Annotated in this window: 14 protein-coding genes and 1 tRNA gene; 9 read left to right on the top strand and 6 right to left on the bottom strand. The window is 47.1% G+C overall.

Features of this window, described 5'->3' with window-relative positions:
- Nucleotides 1-76: 76 nt before the first annotated feature.
- Both JGK20_RS19365 and JGK20_RS19370 read left to right on the top strand, forming a co-directional pair.
- A complete protein-coding gene (locus JGK20_RS19365; protein WP_293231793.1) occupies nucleotides 77-232 on the top strand; it encodes a hypothetical protein in 156 nt (51 codons plus the stop codon).
- 669 nt (nucleotides 233-901) lie between these two features.
- A complete protein-coding gene (locus JGK20_RS19370) occupies nucleotides 902-3,082 on the top strand; it encodes a transglycosylase domain-containing protein (RefSeq protein WP_293231841.1) in 2,181 nt (726 codons plus the stop codon).
- 104 nt (nucleotides 3,083-3,186) lie between these two features.
- Here JGK20_RS19370 and cobA read toward each other — a convergent pair whose 3' ends face one another.
- From cobA to JGK20_RS19390, 4 genes are all read right to left on the bottom strand, one after another.
- A complete protein-coding gene (gene cobA, locus JGK20_RS19375) occupies nucleotides 3,187-4,032 on the bottom strand; it encodes a uroporphyrinogen-III C-methyltransferase (RefSeq protein ID WP_293175788.1) in 846 nt (281 codons plus the stop codon).
- The gene (locus JGK20_RS19380) at nucleotides 4,029-4,763 is read right to left on the bottom strand and encodes a sirohydrochlorin chelatase (protein WP_293175855.1); all 735 of its coding nucleotides are present in this window, start codon (nucleotides 4,761-4,763) and stop codon (nucleotides 4,029-4,031) included. Before JGK20_RS19380 ends, cobA begins: the two co-directional genes overlap by 4 nt.
- A gap of 143 nt (nucleotides 4,764-4,906) precedes the next feature.
- Nucleotides 4,907-5,590, bottom strand: coding sequence for a manganese catalase family protein (locus tag JGK20_RS19385; RefSeq protein ID WP_293175790.1), 684 nt, complete (start codon nucleotides 5,588-5,590; stop codon nucleotides 4,907-4,909).
- A gap of 340 nt (nucleotides 5,591-5,930) precedes the next feature.
- Nucleotides 5,931-7,442 (bottom strand): serine/threonine-protein kinase, encoded by a 1,512-nt coding sequence (locus tag JGK20_RS19390; RefSeq protein ID WP_293175792.1) that lies wholly within the window; start codon nucleotides 7,440-7,442, stop codon nucleotides 5,931-5,933.
- A 624-nt stretch (nucleotides 7,443-8,066) separates the two neighbouring features.
- On the opposite strand from JGK20_RS19390, the gene JGK20_RS19395 reads away from it, so the two are divergent.
- The 4 genes from JGK20_RS19395 (at nucleotide 8,067) to JGK20_RS19410 (ending at nucleotide 14,140) form a co-directional block, all read left to right on the top strand.
- Nucleotides 8,067-8,139, top strand: a tRNA-His gene (locus JGK20_RS19395).
- Between the two features lie 228 nt (nucleotides 8,140-8,367).
- Complete coding sequence (locus JGK20_RS19400; RefSeq protein WP_293231795.1) at nucleotides 8,368-12,696, top strand: AAA domain-containing protein; 4,329 nt, start codon at nucleotides 8,368-8,370, stop codon at nucleotides 12,694-12,696.
- Nucleotides 12,674-13,609 (top strand): hypothetical protein, encoded by a 936-nt coding sequence (locus JGK20_RS19405; protein WP_293231797.1) that lies wholly within the window; start codon nucleotides 12,674-12,676, stop codon nucleotides 13,607-13,609. The genes JGK20_RS19400 and JGK20_RS19405 overlap by 23 nt, the downstream gene beginning before the upstream one ends.
- Nucleotides 13,610-13,804: 195 nt before the next feature.
- Nucleotides 13,805-14,140, top strand: coding sequence for a XisI protein (locus JGK20_RS19410; protein WP_293175798.1), 336 nt, complete (start codon nucleotides 13,805-13,807; stop codon nucleotides 14,138-14,140).
- Between the two features lie 246 nt (nucleotides 14,141-14,386).
- Here JGK20_RS19410 and JGK20_RS19415 read toward each other — a convergent pair whose 3' ends face one another.
- A complete protein-coding gene (locus JGK20_RS19415; RefSeq protein ID WP_293175800.1) occupies nucleotides 14,387-15,643 on the bottom strand; it encodes a DUF3747 domain-containing protein in 1,257 nt (418 codons plus the stop codon).
- A 439-nt stretch (nucleotides 15,644-16,082) separates the two neighbouring features.
- Complete coding sequence (locus JGK20_RS19420) at nucleotides 16,083-17,075, bottom strand: ribose-phosphate pyrophosphokinase (protein ID WP_293175802.1); 993 nt, start codon at nucleotides 17,073-17,075, stop codon at nucleotides 16,083-16,085.
- A 529-nt stretch (nucleotides 17,076-17,604) separates the two neighbouring features.
- Between JGK20_RS19420 and JGK20_RS19425 the strand changes: the two genes are divergently transcribed.
- From JGK20_RS19425 to bioD, 3 genes are all read left to right on the top strand, one after another.
- The gene (locus JGK20_RS19425; protein ID WP_293175804.1) at nucleotides 17,605-18,063 is read left to right on the top strand and encodes a GatB/YqeY domain-containing protein; all 459 of its coding nucleotides are present in this window, start codon (nucleotides 17,605-17,607) and stop codon (nucleotides 18,061-18,063) included.
- 382 nt (nucleotides 18,064-18,445) lie between these two features.
- Nucleotides 18,446-20,128 (top strand): serine/threonine-protein kinase, encoded by a 1,683-nt coding sequence (locus JGK20_RS19430; RefSeq protein WP_293231799.1) that lies wholly within the window; start codon nucleotides 18,446-18,448, stop codon nucleotides 20,126-20,128.
- Between the two features lie 57 nt (nucleotides 20,129-20,185).
- Nucleotides 20,186-20,893: a dethiobiotin synthase gene (gene bioD / locus JGK20_RS19435; protein ID WP_293231801.1), complete on the top strand. Its 708-nt coding sequence runs from the start codon at nucleotides 20,186-20,188 to the stop codon at nucleotides 20,891-20,893.
- The last annotated feature ends 103 nt before the right edge of the window (nucleotides 20,894-20,996 follow it).

The following is a 20,996-nucleotide window of genomic DNA, read 5'->3' on the forward strand; positions in this document are numbered from 1 at the left end:
TCTTCTACGGTGCTTATGCCGGTTTGGGTTCTTCGATGTAAGGACAATATTGCGTATTTTACGCCTAAAACCTCCCTTGAAAAAGGGGGGTTTTAATTATAAAAGAAGGAAGAAGGAAGAAGGAAGAAGGAAGAAGGATGAGGGAGGAGGGAAGAAGGAAGAAGGAAGAAGGATGAGGGAGGAGGGAAGAAGAAAGAAGGAAGAAGGAAGAAGGAAGAAGGAAGAAGGATGAGGGAGGAGGGAAGAAGAAAGAAGGAAGAAGGAAGAAGGAAGAAGGAAGAAGGATGAGGGAGGAGGGAAGAAGGAAGAAGGAAGAAGGATGAGGGAGGAGGGAAGAAGAAAGAAGAAAGAAGGAAGAAGGAAGAAGGAAGAAGGATGAGGGAGGAGGGAAGAAGGAAGAAGGAAGAAGGAAGAAGGAAGAAGGATGAGGGATGAGGGATGAGGGAAGAAGGAAGAAGGAAGAAGGAAAAGGGAAAAAAGATGAGGGAAGAAGGGATTTGAATTGCATAAATTTTGTTTAATAAAGGTGGTCAACCGCAGATTTAAGGCAGATAAACACAGATAAACGCAGATAATTTCAAGATAATTTGGGAATGAATGCAATTGCTCGTTTAATCAACCGGGCGCGAGTTCACGAATCACCCCAAAGTCGATCGCCACTAGCCGCAAATTCCCCAAAAACGGATGTAGCGGTTCTCACAAAGATGAGGTATTCACCAATTCATTAACAATTACAAAATCCCCGAATCCCCGAATCGCCCAATCTTCCAATCTAAAATCTAAAATCTAAACTCTAAAATCGACCGATCGCCCAAAGTATGGGACAGATCCTGAAAATAGCCAAAAGTTGCGAGTAGAATGATTCAAGAGCCGATCGCTCGATCGTAGTCCATAGCGAAATATCAAGGTTAATTTTAACCAGCTAGCCCTGAAACCAAATGCCAAAGTACCCGAACTGTGGGTACAGGATGCAGGTGCGGCTAAAGCTGAGGTTTATCCGCTATTGGGCGATCGATATCTGTTAGGTCGATCGTCCAAAGCTTCAGATATTGTAGTTCGCAATCCCGTTGTCAGTCACGTACACCTATCCCTGTCGCGGGATACTCGACGGCGAACACCTTTTGTAATTAAAGACGAAGACTCTACCAACGGCATTTACAGAGGGAAAAGACGAATTAAAAGTATGTCCCTCCGTCACGGAGACGTGTTCACATTAGGGCCGCCGGAACTCGCCGCCGCCGTCAGAGTTCAGTACGTAGATCCGCCACCTTGGTATTTAGAATTTTTGCGTTACAGCTTTTACGGTGTTAGCGGAATCACCACTCTGATAGCTATTTTGGTTGGTGTTGAATCGACCAAGTTTCAAGTGCGGCCTCTACCGAGAAGTATCAACGGCCCTGTGATTGTTTACGCCCGCGACGGACAAACTCCGCTGCGTCCCCCTCAGAATAACGCTCACTTAGAATTGAAGCAATTGCAGGATTTTTCGCCTTATTTATCCAAGGCGGTACTTGCTTCGGAAGACAGCCGCTACAATTGGCATTTGGGCGTAGATCCGATCGGCGTTTTGCGGGCGCTGTTGACCAATGTGCGCGGGGGAGGAATTCGCGAAGGCGGTAGCACTCTGACGCAGCAGTTAGCGCGGAGTTTGTTTCGAGATTATGTAGGTACTCAAGATTCGGGCGGACGCAAATTCCGGGAAGCAGTAGTTGCTTTGAAACTAGAGAGTTATTACAGCAAAGATGAGCTGTTGCTGACTTATTTAAATCGCGTGTTTTTGGGAATTGACCTCTACGGTTTTGAGGATGCGTCTCGATTTTATTTTGCCAAGTCGGCGAAGGATTTGACTTTGTCTGAGGCGGCGACTTTGGCGGGGATTTTGCCTGGGCCAAACAGTTTTAATCCGATTCAAAATTATCAGTTGGCGGTGCAGTATCGCGATCGAGTAATCGAACGGATGCGAGCCATGGGGACGGTTTCTCAGGAAGAAGCCGATCGCGCGAGGCGATCGCGAATTGACATCAATCCCAAAGCCCGCCAATACCTGCAAAGTACGATCGCGCCTTATTTCTACAATTATGTATTTGAAGAATTGGAGTTTTTGTTGGGGGAGCAGTTAGCCAGAGAAGGCAATTTTATTGTAGAAACAGGCTTAAATCCAGGTCTGCAAAAAGTAGCTGAATCTTCCCTCAAAAATGCCGTAGAAAATGCCGGAGCGAATGCAGGTTTTTCTCAAGGAGCTGTAGTAACTCTCAATTCTACAACCGGGGAAGTCTTAGCATTAGTTGGGGGTGTAGATTACTTGCAAAGTCAGTTTAATCGGGCTACCCAAGCATTGAGACAGCCCGGTTCTACATTTAAGATTTTCACCTATGCCGCCGCCCTAGAACGCGGAATCCCACCCAGTAAGACTTATTCTTGCGAGCCGCTTTCTTGGGGAGGACAAAGTTACAATGGCTGCGCCAGAACCAGCGGTAGCACTGATATGTATCGGGGTTTAGCACAGTCGGAAAATCCCATTGCTTTGAGAGTCGCGCAAGATGTCGGTTTAGACAATGTAGTGGGCATGGCCAGACGTTTGGGGATTACATCTCCCCTGCGTTCTTCCCCCGGTTTAGTGTTAGGTGAAAGTGAAGTTAACGTATTGCAATTAACGGGTGCGTTCGGGGTTTTGGCGAACCGGGGTTTGGGGAATCGCCCCCACGTAATCAAGCGAATTATTGACAGCAGCGACTGCAAAGATCGAAATGATTTTAAAAGTTGTCGGGTGATTTATGACTATCAAAAAGATGGCGTTGCCAATCGACAGTTAGTTTCTGAAGGCGTCGCGGATACGATGACTGATATGCTGCAAGGAGTTGTTCGGGGAGGTACGGGTAGCAGTGCTGCTTTGGGCTTGGGAGAAGCTGGAAAAACAGGCACGACTAATGATAATAAAGATTTGTGGTTTGTCGGTTATATTCCCAGCCAGCAACTGGTGACAGGAGTTTGGTTGGGAAATGATGATAATTCTCCGACTGGCGGAGGTAGTGCAAATGCGGCTCAGTTGTGGGGGGAATATATGCGGCAGGTAGCACGTTGAACATAGGTTTGTAGAAAAGACACGGCGGTTAAAACCGCGTCTACACAGACAAAACCCGCCTCCGCGGGTTGAAGACAAAGATTGTTAAATTTAATTTGTTTTGTTCAGTCTGCGGAGGCAGAAATCGTTTGTGTAGGTGCGGTTTCAACCACCGTCTGATGTGGCCGACAGCCAGACAATATAGAGTGCAAATTAACGACATTTCCGATTACGGCGATCGCAGGTGCGGAAAATCCAGTCGCCTCAACTTGCTCTACAATTGTACTCAAAGTGCCAATCAATTCCTCTTGTTCCGGCCGCGTTCCCCAGCGCACTAAGGCTACGGGCGTTTCTGCGCTCAATTCGGCTGCTGTTAACTGGCCGATGATATAAGGCAAATTGTGGATTCCCATGTATACTACAATAGTTTCGGAGCCGCGGGCGATCGCCTGCCAATTAACCTCCGGCCGATATTTTCCGGCTGATTCGTGGCCGGTGACAAAAGTGACTGACGAACTGTACGATCGATGTGTCAGAGGAATTCCCGCATAAGCCGGGGCCGCAATTCCCGAAGTGACACCGGGTACAACTTCTACCGAGACTCCAGCTTTTACCAAATCTTCCATTTCTTCGCCGCCGCGCCCAAAAATAAACGGATCGCCGCCTTTGAGACGAACTACGATCGCATTATCTTGAGCTTTGTCTATCATTAACTGAGTAGTTTCGTCCTGCATTAACGAGTGACGGCCTTTGCGTTTCCCGGCATCAATTCGTTCTGCTTGGGGGTTGATGACTGCCAAAATTTGAGGGCTGACTAAAGCGTCGTAAATCACCACATCCGCGCACTCTAACAGCGCTTTTCCCTTCAAAGTCATCAAACCCGGATCTCCGGGGCCTGCACCTACTAAATACACTTTACCTAAAGACATTTTTCTTGCTTCCTTGACCTCTTCTGTGTCTTTGCGATTCATTTTTGAATTAAATCCCGAATTAAGTCTGCTAATTCTACACTGGCGCCTAGAGGATTTGCGAGATGAAGTTCTGCCGTGGGAAATTGCTGCTGTAGCTGCTCGACATTTTTGGCGATCGCATCTGTAATTCCTCCATTAAATAAGAAGTATGGCACAATTCCTATTTGCTGATGTCCACCGCGAACCAAACTGTCAATTCGTGCTTCCAAACTCGGCTTTACCGACCAATAAGCAGTCTCTGCACCGAGTTGGCTGGCGATTTCTTCAAATGTCGAGTTACCTCCGGGGCGGCGGCTGCCGTGAGATAGTACAATCCATTTTGGTAACAGCAAATTGGGGAGAAAAGCTAGCTCTTGCATCTGAGTTTTGAGCAAGTTTGTTAAGCCTGCTACTTGGGAACCTAAATGCGGGCGCACTTCTATGTTTAACCGGGAACCAAAAGTTTTCTGGGCAATTTCCACCTCTGCCGGTATGTCGTCGGCGACGTGAACTCCCGGTAATAAAAATACGGGCAGGATTTGCAAATGAGTCAGTCCGAGGGAGAGGGTACGTTCGCCAAAACTGCAAATTTGTTCGTGGAGTGGCGCGGGGCCGAGTTCTAGGGTGGCGGTGGCGACTGCGGGGAAGGAGTGGGCCAAATTATCAGACAGCAGTTGAGCCAGGTTTTCCAAAGCTACTTGCGGTCTGGGGTCGCGGCTGCCGTGAGAAACTAATAGGTAAGTCGATCGCAATTTCAATAGGGATTTGATGTTAATGGTCGATCGGGATGTTGAATAATTCTAACATCAGGGAGCCGCAACTCCTAAAAAAAACCGAACGCCGAAATCCCCGACTTCTTTAAGAAGTCGGGGATAACAGTTGCCGAATATTCTGATTAACCTTGAGGAGTAGGCTCGGCGACGTACTTGAAAGTAGGTTCAGAGTTCAAAGCAGTTGGTTGGTCTTTGCCATCACTAGACAAATTAAAGAACAAATCTACTGTTGAATCTGGCGCGATATTTCCGAAGAACGGATCGGTAAGTTTGCCCATCGCTTCCAAAGCTTTCATGAACATTTGAGTGTGGGAAATTTCCCGAGTCAGCAAGAAGTGCAGCGTCTTTTTCGTTCCCGCATCCGGCGCTAGTTCAATCAATGCTTCGTAGGTTTGGCGAGCTCCTGCTTCCGCACCGATATTAGCGCGCAAATCGCGGACAACATCGCCGCCTTCGTTGACGTAAGCAGCACTCCAAGCTTGACCTTGGCTATCCAACAAGTGCGGGCCTACACCTCTGACTGCAAACAAAGTGCTTTTGTAAGCTTCTGTTTGGTCAACGTTTTTGGTGTGAGCTTCGATCAGTTTGCCAACCATTTCTAAGTGGCTGAATTCTTCGATCGCAATATCTTGGAGCATATCCTTAATCTCTGCATTTTCACAGTGAAAGGACTGCACCCAGTATTGCAAAGCTGCTGTCAGTTCTCCGGTTGCTCCGCCAAACTGTTCTAGCAGCAGTTGGGCAAAACGGGGGTTGGCTTCGTCTACTGTTACCGCAGACATTAGTGGCTTTTTGTGAAAAAACATCGATCGATACCTCTCTTTAGTTCGGTTGCAGACTTGTATCTGTGTTTATGCTTCAGAATATATTGTGCGACAAGCGATCGCACTGAACCTCGCTCGTTGGATACATCTAGCGGGAGCCATTGCTCTGCTTTCAGGTAGAGTTAAGTTATTGGGCATCGGGAATTGGGCATCGGGAATTGGCCAAACAGGGCAGTGGCCAAACAGGTCATTGGGCATTAGTCATTAGTCATTAGTGCTGTCCCTGCTCGCGAACGCTATTAGTCATTAGTTATTGGTTATTAATTATTGCGAAATATTCAAAAATAACAAATAACAAATAACAAATAACAAATATCAATAGTCAATTGTTGTTGCATTCGGTTAGCTTTGCTGACAAGGCATCGAGGTGTCGCAGCCACTGAATGCCACCAACCCAACTGCGAGAGGGGAGGTGTCCGATTGGTGCTTTTTGAGTAAATTTAAGTTGTCCTGAAGCAGTCGCAGAGTTGTAGGTTTGCCAGTTTACCCGATCGCAAAATCTGACATAATCTCCCTTGACGCTTTCATAGATTTCCTTTTGGACGCTGAAGCCAAACCGACCTTGACTGTAGTGCAACCACAGGCGATCGACTATTTGCAAATCTTCGCATGGTAACTTGTAAATTTGGCTGATTTCTAGCTGAATTCCCGGTGTCAGCGATAGAGATTGACACATCACGGCCCAAGTTTCGCGATCGGCTTCTTTCCACTTTTTAGTTGACAAACAATCCCGCAGTTTGGTATAATCAACTCCCGCTGCTGAAATCATGGTAGAATCGAGATTTGAAATCCTTGATAAGGACAAAGTTTCTGCGGAATTGGCGGTAGTTTTGGTCGGTGAAATCGGAGGCTCAGAAGTTGGCAGGGCTTTGAAATAAGGCGAGTTGTCGGTATTAATGAGAGTTTGGGCGATCGGCTTTTTCGGCACAACCAAATTTTGCTGGCGTTTATCTAAAACTGCATTGATATCTTCCAAAACTTCCGCCGCAAAACTGTAGCGCTGACAAAGATGAGTTTGTAGCAATTTATCTAAAATCTCACCTAACTCGGCGCTAATACTCGTGCCTTTGGGGAGAAACTCGCGCCACCACCAGCGCTCGGTTTTACAGTCGTACATATCCAACGGCGGAACTTGCGTCATCAGGCGAATGCAAGTAACACCTAAACTGTAAAGGTCGCTAGCAGGAAATACTTTACCGCGCATTTGTTCGGGAGCTATATAATCTTGACTCCCGATCAGCGTTGCTGAACGGAGTATAGCTGAATCAGTCAGCAGTTTGGCAATGCCGAAATCGATCAATACGAGTTTGTTGTCCGACTGGCGGCGGATAATATTTTCAGGTTTGATGTCGCGGTGAATGACGCGGTTGTCGTGGATGAATTGCAGCACGGGTAATAAGTCTTGCAGCAGTTGCCAAATTTGATTTTCATCGCAGACACTTTGGTCTAATTCTTCTTTGAGAGTCGGCCCGTCTATAAACTCTTGAACTAAATAAATATGACCTTCTTGTTCAAATGCAGCTAATAAAGTGGGAATTTGCGCGTGTTTTCCCAGTTCGTCTAAACGGACTGCTTCTTGGTGGAATAATTCAAGGGCTTTGTTGAAAATTACTGGATCGCGATCGCGAAAATAAAATTGCTTGAGGGCACAGCGCGGTTGCGAGGGGATGTCTTCATCAATGGCGAGGAAAGTTTTGCCAAATCCACCTCTTCCTAAGAGTTTAATCGGGCGATACCGCTGTCTCAACAATAGGTTAAAGCCGCAGTTCAAGCAAAGTTTTTCTGTGAGTGAATTTTCGGGATTTTGACATTCTGGGTTAATACAGTAGCTCATAGGGATTTGAGATTTTATATTTGAGATTTTGGATTGTGAAGAAGTTTTTTAAATGCACCGCTTTCATAGTCTCCTTGCTTCGCGGGGCGAAGGAAGAGAGATAAGAGAAGAAAATTAGTTGACAATAGACGCACACATGGATATAAGGCTATTCTATTCCGCTGGGCCCGATCGCGATGTTATACAATGTGCACGGCGCCCCAAGCTGACACAGATCCGGGCGCGCGACAGCTTGCTGCGCGGGCGTTTCATTTACATTCCGAGACGCAACTGGCACATTAACCAAAGGTATGCGGTTGCGCTGTCTTCACTCTTGGCGCCACAATCTACCTCAAAAAATCTTTAACTATTGTCACACTTGCGTCGAGGACTTATCTCATCTCCAGTAATGAAAGTTCGCAAAAGCGGACTTCAGTCCGCATTATGCGGACTGAAGTCCGCACTACGAACCAATTTTATTGTGCGATCGCCCAAATCGAAAATTGTGCTAAACTCGGGCTGTGCGCTGAATTTCAGGCACAATTGATGCCGATCGGTTTAGGGAGGCTGAAAAATATTTTGAAATTTTTTTGCTTTACCCCTAGACTTGTGCTGAGATGTTATGTTATAGTTAAAAACGTTATGGCGAGTGTAGCCAAGTGGTTAAGGCAGTGGTTTGTGGTACCACCATTCGTGGGTTCAATTCCCATCATTCGCCCTTTTGATTTTATTGTGCAGAATTAACAAAGGTACGTTGTTGGGCTTCAGCCCTCTTTAGGCGTATATATAAAGAGGGCTAAAGCCCAACAACGTACCTAATTCTCTGATGACTGTAAAACCACCTTGGGTTTCGCCTGTATAGACGCGGTTTCTAACCGCCCAGTCTTCCAATATGCTAATCTTAAATCCAATCTCAAATCTAAAATCCAAAATCTAAAATCAAAATATGCCATCTTTAGTAGCAGAAGATTGGGGATATAAATTTAGTGGCGATCGCACAATTAGTAAATTTATTGGTCAAGTTGAAGGAGAAGCGGCTTTAGCGAAATATTGCGATTGGGAATGCAGAGATCGGGCGGAAGTTGTGATGTCGGAAATAGCCGGTAAATCCCCCAGTCTTTTCTACGTGCGGCGCCAAAAGGTAAATGAGAGATTTTCTGAAGAGGAAATCTGGGAGTTGATTCTTGCTACGGATCGAGATGATTTTAAATTACCGGAATTGTTGCAAAAAGCCGTGAAGCGAAGCTATCCCGAAGGGAATCGCACTTTACGCTTGTTAGCAACTGTACGGATAGAAGACGGAATCGGCGGCTTAAAACTGCTGGATGCTGGTTTGGTGGCGCTTCCTAGAGGTAGAAAAGATGGCTATGCTTTGCCGGTACAGTTGCGACTTTTGCCGAAAAGTAGATCGCCAATTCCTGCAAAGTCGATCGCCCGCGTCCAACAAATGCCATTTTGGGACGAGAGACACATACCAACAACCGAACAATTAAAAGTTTGGCACACTTTCTTAAATGTCGAAAAACGCATCGCCGAAGCGCGTCAATTTTGTGTACCTTTCCGCGCGCATAACTATGGTTCCGGCTTCAAAATCGTTACTTTTGAAATCGATCGCAATTCGGCAACTCTTGACGGCTACGAGGAGAATCCCTTACAAGTCGGCGACTTTCGCGAAAGGCTGAAACAAGCCAGAAATGAAGACATTATTTTGTTTGATTCGCCGCCGGGAAGCAGAAGCAGCCGCGATGGCGAGACTTTGGGTAGCATTGCGGAAATTGAATTTGAACGTGGTATGTTACGGATTAAGTTGGATGTTGATTTGGGCGATCGCATGGCGGGCGGTAGATATCAACTTCCCAAACAAGGATTTTTGTATTTCGAGGCGGCGGGGGATATCAGTCAGATCGATCGCAAAAAGAAAGCTTTAAAGATGCTGGCGGATGGCCGCGCTCAAAATCCCTATTTAAGCGAGTTTTTATTTGACTCTTCCGAGGCGAGAATTCCCGACAAGCTGGTAAAATTGGATCGGGAAAATTTATTAAATCGCAATGCTAACGACGATCAACTCGCTGCCGTAGAAATGGTGCTTTCGGCGCGGGATTTAATTTTGATTCAAGGGCCGCCAGGAACCGGGAAAACGACGGTGATTGCGGAAATTTGCTATCAAATTGCGCGTCAGGGCGGGAAAACTTTGATTGCTTCTCAGGCAAATTTAGCCGTTGATAATGCTTTGAGTCGGTTGGTTCACAATCCGGCAATTCGGGCTTTGCGAAAGGGAAAAGCCCATAAGGTACAGGAGGAAGGCCAGCCGTTTTTAGAGGAAAATGCGATCGGCACTTGGCTACAAAATACGGCGACTGATTGCGAACAAAAGCTGTCGCAGCGTCAGATTAATGTCACATCTTTACAGCGGTTGCTGGCAGATTTCGACAGATTTAATGCCTACTCGGCCGCCGAGAGAGCTTTTTTTAAGGAACAAAAATACCTGCACGACGGGAAGGCGGAGGTTGAGGAAAAGTTGACCGCGCAATCAGCAGCGTATCAATTAAGTTTAACTGCTAAAAGCGAGATTGCGTCTTTGGTTGATGGGCTGGCAAATTTACTGGCGGCGCCGGAGATTAACTGGGAATCTTCAGAAGTTTCCGAGTTTATGCCGAAACTAAAACCTTATTCTGAAGGTAATGTTTTAGTGGAAAACTTTATGGCAAATGTGCGGATTTGCGTCAACCATACTATTCAAATAGGATTGGATCGCCCTAGTTGCGGTGCGTTTGGGATTGCGGTTTGGTTGCGGGAAACTGTAGCACCGCAATTATCCGAATTTGAGACGGCGGGCGATCGCGCCCAGGAGGTTTGTCACGCCATGTCAGGGGTTGCGGAGTCGTTGCGGGTGTCGCGCCAGTTGTCGGATGCTGTGAATCAACTCGAGTTGGGCGACAAGCAAAATCAGACACACCGCCACAATCTCGAACAGAAAATCAGTAATTTGGAACTGCGAAAAGCAGAAATTGCCGCCGTTGTCGTCGCCGTTGCAGAGTGGATTGAGACGGCGGATACGCGACTTTATACTGTTGTGAAAGCTTGCTGGGAAACGGGCGCAATGCTGACGGATGATATGGTAGAATTGCCCGCAGGACTTTTGAAAATTGCCCGATCGCTCAAATTGCCGATCGTCCCGCCGAAGTGTAAAGTCAGTTTGCCCGATTTGGAAAGACTGCAAAAGGCGATCGCCCATGAAGCCAGCGCGGGTTTCAAGGACATTCAAGGGCAGCAGTTCCGGTTTAGCGAGTTTTTGCACCTAAATTTGACTCAAATGCCGATCGTGCTCGCTGCGGGCGATCGAGCGCAATGGCAACAACTAGCCAAAGACTTCGCCAGCTATTCCCAAGTCAGTCAAAGCCAGCGCAAATTCATCCTCGAAAAAGCTGACACTTTCTTAGCTAACATCCAACAATTTTACAGTCAATCATTGCAGCCAAATCAAATTCAAGAAACCTTCGATCGGCTAGTCAAAGAATTGCTGCATACTATTCTCGGAAACGCCCGCCAGTGCATAGTTCCTCTGAAAACCGAAACCGAACAACAACTAATTAAGCAGCAACAGTTATTAGATAAAATCGGTCAAACCGTCAGCCAGCAGCAAATATCCGCCGCCCAAGTTCAAGTAGAAGCCGCGCAGCAAGAAGCGAACTTAAAAATTAGCGAAGTTACGAATCAATTGCAAGCAATTGTAGAACAGTCAAAGGTTCCAGACAAGTTGCGGATTCTCGCCCAACAATATCTCGCGCAAAAGTCGAATATTTGGGAACAACCGCAGCAGTTTTTCAAGCAAGTTGAAACTTGGAAAACCAGTGTGATTCAGCTTAAAAAATCCCTGGCTGACTTAGATCCGTTCGGGATTTTGGAAGTTGTCAAAACTACTATTGACGAGCAACTATCCCCGCTGCAAATTGCCGCTACAACTGCACAGGAGGAACTCGCGACACTTCAAACAGAATTGAGCGAGATTACGGCTAAACTGCAACAGCAACAACCAGCGCCAGAATTAATCGTAGAGAGAAGTTGGTGGGAATCAGCATGGCAAAATATCCCGACTAAATACCAAATAGAAGTTCCCAGTACCGGATTATTCAGCGTAGATTTTTTAAGCAAAATCAAGCGTTTATTCAAGCATTGGCAGCGGGAATTAGAACGAGAAGAAACTGCCCTCAATCGTTCTCAAAACTTCGTCACAGATTGGATTGAAAAACTCCGCCATCCGTCAGAAAAAGACCGTCAAGATTTAAAGCAAATTTATATTGACAACGCGAACGTCATCGGCATTACCTGCGTGCAAGCTGCCAGCTTTGATTTTAGCAAAAACTTTCCCAGCTTTGATGCAGTCATCATTGACGAAGTTAGTAAATGCACTCCGCCAGAGTTATTAATCCCCGCCTTGAAGGGCAGAAAATTAGTATTAGTGGGCGATCACAGGCAATTGCCGCCGATGTTTAATCAAAGTACGATCGATGATATTGCCGAAGACATCGGCTGTACGGGAGACGAACTTAGCTTTATCAAAGAATCGCTGTTCAAAATATTGTTTGAAAAAGCTAACGACGGCATCAAAAAAATGCTGACAACTCAGTACCGAATGCACCCGCAAATCATGGGCGCAATCAATCAGTTTTATCAGCAAAAGCTCAACTGCGGGATTCTGGAAGCAGACACGAGACGCGCACACCATCTCGCAGGTGACATCATCAAAGAAAACAATCACATCCTGTGGGTGAAAACGCCCGTGGGACAAGGGTTTGAGGAGGGGAAACAGGGTACTTCGCGGTTGAATGTCAAGGAAATAGATGCGATCGAGCTTTTGTGCGAACAGATGGAAACCGCTTGGCGGCCTAAAATGGTAGAGGGTGAACCGCCGAAGGAAATCGGGATTATCACTTTTTACGGTGCTCAATTGAACGCAATTAAAGATAGAATCGCCGCCGAAAGATTCCCATCTTTGAGTATCCGCACTGGTACAGTTGACATCTTTCAAGGAATGGAAAGACCTGTGATTATTGTCAGCACAGTGTGCAATAATATTAGAGGCGATATTGGATTTGCTAAGGAACCGGAACGGGTGAATGTGGCTTTTTCTCGCGCTCAAGAATTGTTAATAGTTGTCGGCTGTCACGATTTATTTACGCAACAAACAGGTACTGTCGGAAAAATGTATCAGGAAGTTTCAAAAACGGTGCGTCACTGCGGAGGTTTTGTAGATGTTGCTAGCATCCTCAGCTAAACAAATTGATGCGAATTTAAGTTCGCTAGCGGCACAAATTGAGCAACAAAACCCTGATTTGTCGGTGTTGGCGGCGCGTGAATTCCGCTTTGCAATTCGCCAAACTCCGCTGGAAGTGACGATTAGCGAACCTCGCGAGTTTAATGTATTGGAAGAGTTCATTTTGCGGGCGGGTGTGGAGTTCGATCCTGCGCCAACTTTGCAGGAGTTGGCGGATTTGTTGGGGTTGGATCGGGTTTTTGTGAAGACTGCGGCGACGAATTTGGTTAATTTGGAGATTTTGGAGGTGGCGGAAAATGGTAAAATTGCGATCGCGAATCCCGCCCTTACGGGGGCTACGCCAACGAAGACGATCGCACCTCTAGGCGAAGATTTTTTTGATAAAGGTGCAGTTAGTCGATCGCAAATCCAATCAATCTACGCCATTTCCGATCCATTAAACCAAACTCTCACCTTCAAATTCGACGCTGTAGCAGCAGAATCAATCAACTTACCAGATTTAGCAGACTTCGTATCCCTCGAACATAAAATTACCGACCTTGCGGATTTAAGCATAACAGAAATCCAGCCGCTGATCCAAGCTTCCGGCTTAGGGATTCACGTCCCCGAAAACGGCAAAATCGTCTCTCAGTGCGATGTCATCGGTGATGATTTGGATATTTGGCAAATTGTATCAGTTTTTGTGTTGCAGGATGCGATCGAAAATAAAACTACCATCCAACTCCGACAGGGAAAGCACATATTAGAAACAGCCTCAAACTTGCTAAACGAACTCGAATCCCAACAAAAACTTTCCTTAAACGACTTGTGTAAATTAACCGAAGAAGATGTTATTTTGGAAGAACCAGAAATAATTGCTACTCCAAAAACTCGGAAATCGGCAGCTAAGAAGAAAGGCAAGGAAACGATATGATCGGGACTAAAAAAGACTTTATATCAATTCCGGCTGCGCCGGAATGACAAGCGAGGAGACGGCAGTGCCGTGTCCCTACGCCAGATTAATTGTAGGGAAACGGCACTGCCGTCTCCTGATTTTGGGTAATATTAATTCCGATGTAACCCGAATTGATATTAGTCCTGATTAACCAACAAATGAGGTAATTGTGCAATGGATAAACTAGCTCAATACCGTCAATACGTTCAGACATTAATCACCCGTTATGCCGAAGATGATGTTTCCGATGATGAAGTCGAAGTGCAACTTATCTGCGACACAGAACGAGATCATTATCAGTGGATGAATGTCGGCTGGGAACACCTTAACCGAATTTATCGAAGCATCATTCACATTGACATCAAAGATGGAAAAATCTGGCTTCAGCAAAATTTAACCGACCAAAATCCAGCGGAGGAATTAGTTGCAATGGGAGTGCCAAGAGAGGATATTGTTTTGGGATTGCAACCCCCATACAAACGACCGTATACTGACTACGGTGTAGCGTAAATAGTTGACAGTTGACAGTTGACAGTTGACAGTTGACCCCTTCGACTACGCTCAGGGCACAGCAGTTGACAGTCTATTCTTATGGTGCGCCAGTCTTAAGATTACTAAAAAAACTTAGGGTTTCCCTACTGACCGAATAGCAGGGGTTTGAAGCACCAGCATGAAGGCAGATTGTGATAAGAACGGAGTTTAAATCTCCATTCTTATCAATTCGCTGTCAACTGTCAACTGTCAACTGTCAACTGTTTATTGAGCCTTAACGCATTTCAGCATCCGCAAAGTAGCCGCGGCTGCGTAATTGCGCTTTGCAGAATCATCGGGAGCAAAACGAGTTCCAACTTCGTTAACAGCGGAAGCAACAGAACAATAAGCAGACATTTGAGTAATAATCGCAGCAGCCCAATGATTTTGAGTGTCTGAAAAAGTTTTAGGCGGTTCTTTTCCAACTAAATTTGGCTGCATTCCCCGCGCCGACAAACCAAATTCTGATGCTCTCCGCAGCACCGCCATCAATTCAGCGCGAGTCACTGACTGCATGGGTTTAAAAGTTCCATCTTGATAGCCACTAACTATTTTATTGTCCCGCGCAAATTGCACTTTTCCGGCACTCCAGCGCGTGCTATCAACGTCGCTATAAGGACGAGTAGAAACATTGTTAGGAAATGTGATGTTAGCACCTTGGATTCCTTTCAATGATTCCAATACTAAAGATACCAATTGCTCTCGCGTAACGGCAAGCTGCGGCCGAAATGTATTATCTTGAGCAAAGCCGGCGACAAACCCAAGGCCCACAGCTTCTTTAATTTCGGAAGCGTAGATATCGCTAGCAATATCTCCGAATGTAGAAGAGCCAGTATTGCCTCCGGTATTTCCTCCGGTATTTCCGCCAGTATTACCTCCGGTATTTCCGCCAGTATTTCCGCCAGTATTTCCGCCAGTATTTCCGATTTGTCCCGGTGCGGCTTGACTGCTAGTGAAATAAAAGTGACCTAATACTTTCCCTTGATAAGTTCTTTTACTAAAGCGCCAAGCGGGATCGAGAGTGATTTTCATAAAGCCGTTAGTATTGCCGTTGGTGCGGCCGATAATTATCGGTTGAGCGTTAGGATCGCTGGGAATTCCCATTAATACCACATTGCCATCAACATTTTGCAATATTAGGCTGTATTTTAATGCTAAATCGGTGCCGGCCATGCGAATGGAAAAGCCGTTGCTGTCTGTGGCGCGGCCGCAAATGCCGGTGAAGTCAAAAGTAGCTAATAACGGATCGACTGTCACGGGATTAGAACCGCTTTCGCTCCAGCACTTCCGTCTGTCTGTGACTTGTTCTACAATAAGCAATTGGTAGCCGGTCAAACCGCCCGGTTGGGCGATCGCAATTACTCGATCTTGGTTAATTTCGGTTTCGTCAAAAGTATATGCTTTCGCCGGAGCGATCGCCCCGAGTGTTAAAATTGCTGAACCGACAAAGGCGGCCGCTGCTCGTACCAGTGAATGTTTCATAGTTTTTCCCTATTTACCCCTTATTTTGGTCAGACATCTCTAGAAGATGAAAAGGTCGCGGTCTTAAGACAACAAGATAGAATTTTACCATTTGTTGTTCCAGCGATCTCAAGTGCGATCGACTCCGGTTAGATCGGATGATATCGTTTCCGGTTGCATCGGAATGATTTAACCGCAGAGGGCGCAGAGGGCACAGAGAGAGAATAGAGAGATTAATACAGGACGATGCTACCGGATTTGATATGATACTGCAATGCGATCGTTAATGCGGTGTTACGATCGCGAGCTCTTAAGCTCGCACTATAGGAAACATATTATTATTCGGATGCCTGTGGAAACGATATTTATTGCCAGAAAGAGCGCAACATACAAAAAAAACGGTGCGTTAACAAGCCTGTAACGCACCCTAAAACAAATATTGAAAACGTGCTTTCTCTAGCTAGCGGAACATACTGCTAACAGAACTATCTTCGTGAATCCGCCAAATAGTTTCGCCCAGCAAATTCGCTACCGAAAGCACCGTCAACTGCTTGAATCGGTTCTCTTCAGGTACGGGAATTGTATTTGTAACAATTACCTCTTCCAAAACTCCGCTAGACAAACGCTCGATCGCCGGAGGTGAAAAAACCGCATGAGTAGCACAAGCATATACCTGTCTCGCACCCTGGCGGCGCAACAATCTCGCGCCTTCGGTAATCGTCCCCGCAGTATCGATCATGTCGTCCACCAACACGGCAGTTTTGCCTTTGACATCCCCGATGACGTTCATCACTTCAGCGACGTTGTGAGCTTGGCGGCGCTTGTCAATAATTGCTAGGGGAGCATCGCCAAGCTTTTTCGCAAAAGATCTCGCCCTGGCGACTCCGCCCACATCCGGCGAAACGACGACAATATCTGTCAACTTCTTGCTCGCGAGATAATCCAACAGCACTGGCGAACCGTAAACATGATCGAAAGGAATGTCAAAATAACCTTGAATCTGAGCTGAGTGCAAATCCATCCCTAAAATGCGATTTGCTCCAGCTTCAGTAATCAAATTAGCTACCAACTTTGCAGTAATTGACTCTCTGCCGGCTGTTTTGCGATCGGCTCTAGCATAGCCGTAGTAAGGAATCACAGCAGTAACTTGTCTTGCTGAAGCGCGGCGACAAGCATCGATCATAATTAATAATTCCATGAGTCGATCGTTCACCGGACAGCAAGTAGGCTGAATCAAGTAAACATCGCAACCCCGAATCGATTCTTGAATTTGAACGTAGAGTTCCCCATCAGCGAACCGCTTGCGAACCATCGGCCCCAAATCGATCCCCAAATAGCGAGCCACCTCTTGGGCGAGGGGAACATTAGCAGAACCGGAGAACAGCCGCAGACGGTCGTGAGCGGAAACCGGCGGCTCGGGAAACGGAAGCGGTAAAGTAGCAGAACGGATCACAGCAGGCCTCTTGCAAGACGTTTATTTAACCGCCATCTTACCATCGGAAATTAGAAATGTTCAGCCAATATTTGGAGAGATTTAACTTTCGGGGCGGCCGCAAGTGTTAACTTAGGCGAACTGAATAGAAGTTGCACAAATATGTCGGATAAACAGGGTTTATGGCTGGCTGTGTGCAGGCAGAAGCGCGATCGCACTTCTGTCTCAATACGGTTCACTTAAGGTTTGTTTGTCATTGCTGTCCTCGCGACGCAAACGAGCGCGTCTGTTTGTCACATTCTTTTTCCCCGTGGACTATCAGTGAACCGTATTGACTTCTGTCTGTGCGTCTCAAAATTGTGCCGACAGTCTATTTGGGGCCCAGACTTGAAGTGCAGCCGCTCAAAATTCGGTCAAAGGCCGAAAGCCACCGGCTTCAAGGTGATAAAAATGCCACCAACAGGCAATAAACTTGCAAAATACTGTAAAAAAAGTTAAGAATCGGAAGCATACTCCTGATTTTTGATATAGCAAAGCAAGGTAAAAATCGATGAGCTTAAGAGAACGGATTGACGCAGAAATCAAAGCAGCGATGAAGTCCAAGGACAAAGTTCGCTTGGAAACTGTTCGCGGCATCAAGAAAGTTATTCTGGAAAAAGAAGTCAGCCTCCGTCCCTCGGGGCAAGAGACGCTGACAGAAGCTCAAGAATTGGAAATTTTGATGCAGATAGCAAAACAGCGCCGGGATTCGATCGACCAATACCGCAAAGGTGGCCGCGAGGACTTAGTGGCACAAGAGGAGGCGGAGTTGGCAATTCTGGAAGAGTATTTGCCGGCGCAGATGTCTGACGAAGAGGTAAGTCAAGTGGTTGACGAGGTGATTGCTTCGGTGGGCGCTACTTCTGCCAAAGATATGGGCAAGGTGATGGGCAAGGCTATGCAGCAGCTTAAAGGCAAAGCAGACGGTAACAGAATTCAAGAGATGGTAAAAGCAAAGCTTAACAGTTGACAGTTGACAGTGGACAGTTGACAGTTGGTAGAAGTCATTAGTCAACAGTCAGCAGTCAGCAGTCAGCAGTCAACAGTCAACAGTCAACAGTCAACAGTCAGCGGTCAGCGGTCATTAGGAAGAATGTAGCAGCCTGCTAATTTTTCGCCTTTGCGATCGCCCAAAAAAACCGCAACTATGGGGCAAACCCCTCCGGGGGAACCCCTGATTTTCGATCGCCCGCTTGCGCCTAATTTCTCAAAGTTGCTCAAAAAGAAGTAAAATGCTAACTTTCATCGGGACTGGGAACTACAGACAGTGAAGTACGATCTTGAGCATTAAAGATTTAACATTCTAAGTCTGCCAGCGATCGTCTATTTTTTAACAATTTCTACTTAAACTTATGCAGCCACCTATTTCTATTGGAACTCTCCTACAAAACCGCTACCGCTTGGTGAGTATTTTAGGTCAAGGGGGATTTGGCCGGACTTATTTAGTAGAAGACGAGGGGCGGTTTAAAGAACGCTGCGCCCTGAAAGAGTTGATTCCAATGCAAAGCGGGCCTTACGTTTTGGAAAAATCGAAGGAATTGTTTCAAAGAGAGGCGGCAATACTTTACCAAATTGCCCACCCGCAAATTCCCCAGTTTCGGGCAATATTTGAAGAGAATCAACGTTTGTTTTTAGTGCAGGATTACGTGGAAGGGATGACTTACCGCGAACTGTTGCTCGATCGAACTAACACAGGCGGCACCTTCAGCGAAGCCGAAGTTTTAGTCTTTATCCGACAAATGCTGCCGGTACTGGCTCATATTCACGCCCGTGGTATCATCCACCGCGACATCTCGCCAGAAAATATCATCCTCCGTGAAAACGATAAGTTGCCGGTACTGATTGACTTTGGAGTGGTGAAAGAACTCGCTACCAAAGTTCAGTCTCCCGAAGGAACAGCCCACGCGACAACTGTGGGTAAAATTGGCTACGCGCCGATGGAACAATTGCAAAGCGGGCGCGCAACGGCCAGCAGTGACCTGTATGCTTTAGCTGTAACGGCGATCGTCCTGCTGACGGGCAAAGAACCGCAGGAATTGCTGGATCAAACAACGCTACAGTGGAATTGGCAGCAGCAAGTACAGGTGAGCGCTGGTTTGGCTGTGGTGCTGAATCGGATGTTAAATCGCTCTCCGGGCGATCGATATCAATCTGTCAGCGAAGTCGCTCAAGCACTCGACACCCAAACTAATTCTAACCCTCAATCTAACGCGCCAACTGCACCACCAGCATCAGCAGTCGTCCAGTCAAATCCTTCGCTAATCGCAACGGTAGCCGTGGGGAGACCACTCGAATCCGAGCCGGTGGTGCCCCTAAGTCCCGGCCCGCAAAACCAGCCAGATCCGCTAATTGAGCCTGCTGGTGGCTCTTTGTGGGATAATCCGGTTGCTGCGATCGGACTGCTAACAGGCTTAGTCATCTTGACAGGCTTCGGTTCCTGGGCATTAGTAGGCTCATTTCTCAACAGCAAACCGAAGCCCACAGCCACTCCGACAGCGCCATCAGTCATAACTCCGACGCCGAGACTAACTCCGCTTCCAACCCCGGAACCTTTGCCAACTCCAACCCCGGAACCTTTACCAAGCCCAACTCCAGAACCTTCGCCAAGCCCAACTCCAGAACCTTCGCCGGAAATCACACCAGAACCTTCGCCGGAAATCACCCCAGAACCTTCGCCGGAAATCACACCATCGCTACCACCTGAACCAACGCCAGCGCCAGAACCCACGCCAACACCTGAACCGACACCTGCGCCAACTCCCGCGCCGAAACCGACACCCGCGCCAACTCCCGCGCCGAAACCGACACCCGCGCCGACTCCCGCACCCAAACCGACTCCCGCACCGACTCCCGCACCCAAACCGACTCCCGCACCAACTCCTGCACCAACTCCTGCGCCGTCACCAACTCCTGCGCCGTCACCAACTCCTGCGCCGTCACCAACTCCTGCGCCGTCACCAACTCCTGCGCCGGAACCCGCACCGACTCCTGCGCCTTCACCGGAACCCGCACCGACTCCTGCGCCTTCACCCTAGTTCTGGCAAAATTCCTCTAGACTTAAGTTGAAGCCAATTACTTACTAGCTTTTGCCAATGAACTCGCTGCTGATTGCTGGAACTGATACTGACGCGGGCAAAACTGTTTTGACCAGTGCTCTGGCTGCTTATTGGCAAATGTATTTTCCCGATCGCAGTTTGGGAATTATGAAGCTGTTGCAAACCGGCACGGGCGATCGAGAACTCTACACCCGTTTATTTAGCCTCGACCAATCCCCCGAAGAACTCAATCCGCTGCACTTTAGCGCGCCTCTAGCACCACCGATTTCTGCCGAACGCGAGGGGAGAGCGATCGAACTCGAAAAGGTCTGGACGGCGCTGCAAAGCCTCACTGAGCGCAAGAATTTTGTGCTGGTGGAGGCTTTGGGAGGGCTGGGTTCCCCTGTAACGCGGGAACTGACGGTGGCGGATATTGCCCGAGATTGGCGGCTGAGGGGCGTTTTGGTGGTACCTGTGAGGTTAGGTGCGATCGGGCAAGCTGTAGCGAATGTTGCCCTCGCCAGACACACGGGCTTTCAGCTTAGAGGCATTGTCCTTAATTGCCCTCAAGCTTGTTCCGAACAAGAAATTGCCGATTTTGCGCCGATCGATTTAATCCAGTCTCTGACTCAAATTCCAGTGTTGGGTACTTTGCCACATTTAGACGATCCAAATGACCTGAAAAAATTAGCAGCATCAGCATCAGAATTAGATTTAGAGCGGTTGTTACATGGAGTTAATTTGGTTTCTCAGACTGCTAAATAACCCCATTCTCAACACCTCTGTTGCTCAATCTTCTCTTTCTCTGTGTACTCTGCGCCCTCTGTGGTAAAACATCTTAGATTTTATTTTAACCGCAGAGAGCGCA

This window comes from Microcoleus sp. PH2017_05_CCC_O_A (assembly GCF_020738785.1).
In the GTDB taxonomy this organism is placed as follows: Bacteria; Cyanobacteriota; Cyanobacteriia; order Cyanobacteriales; family Microcoleaceae; genus Microcoleus.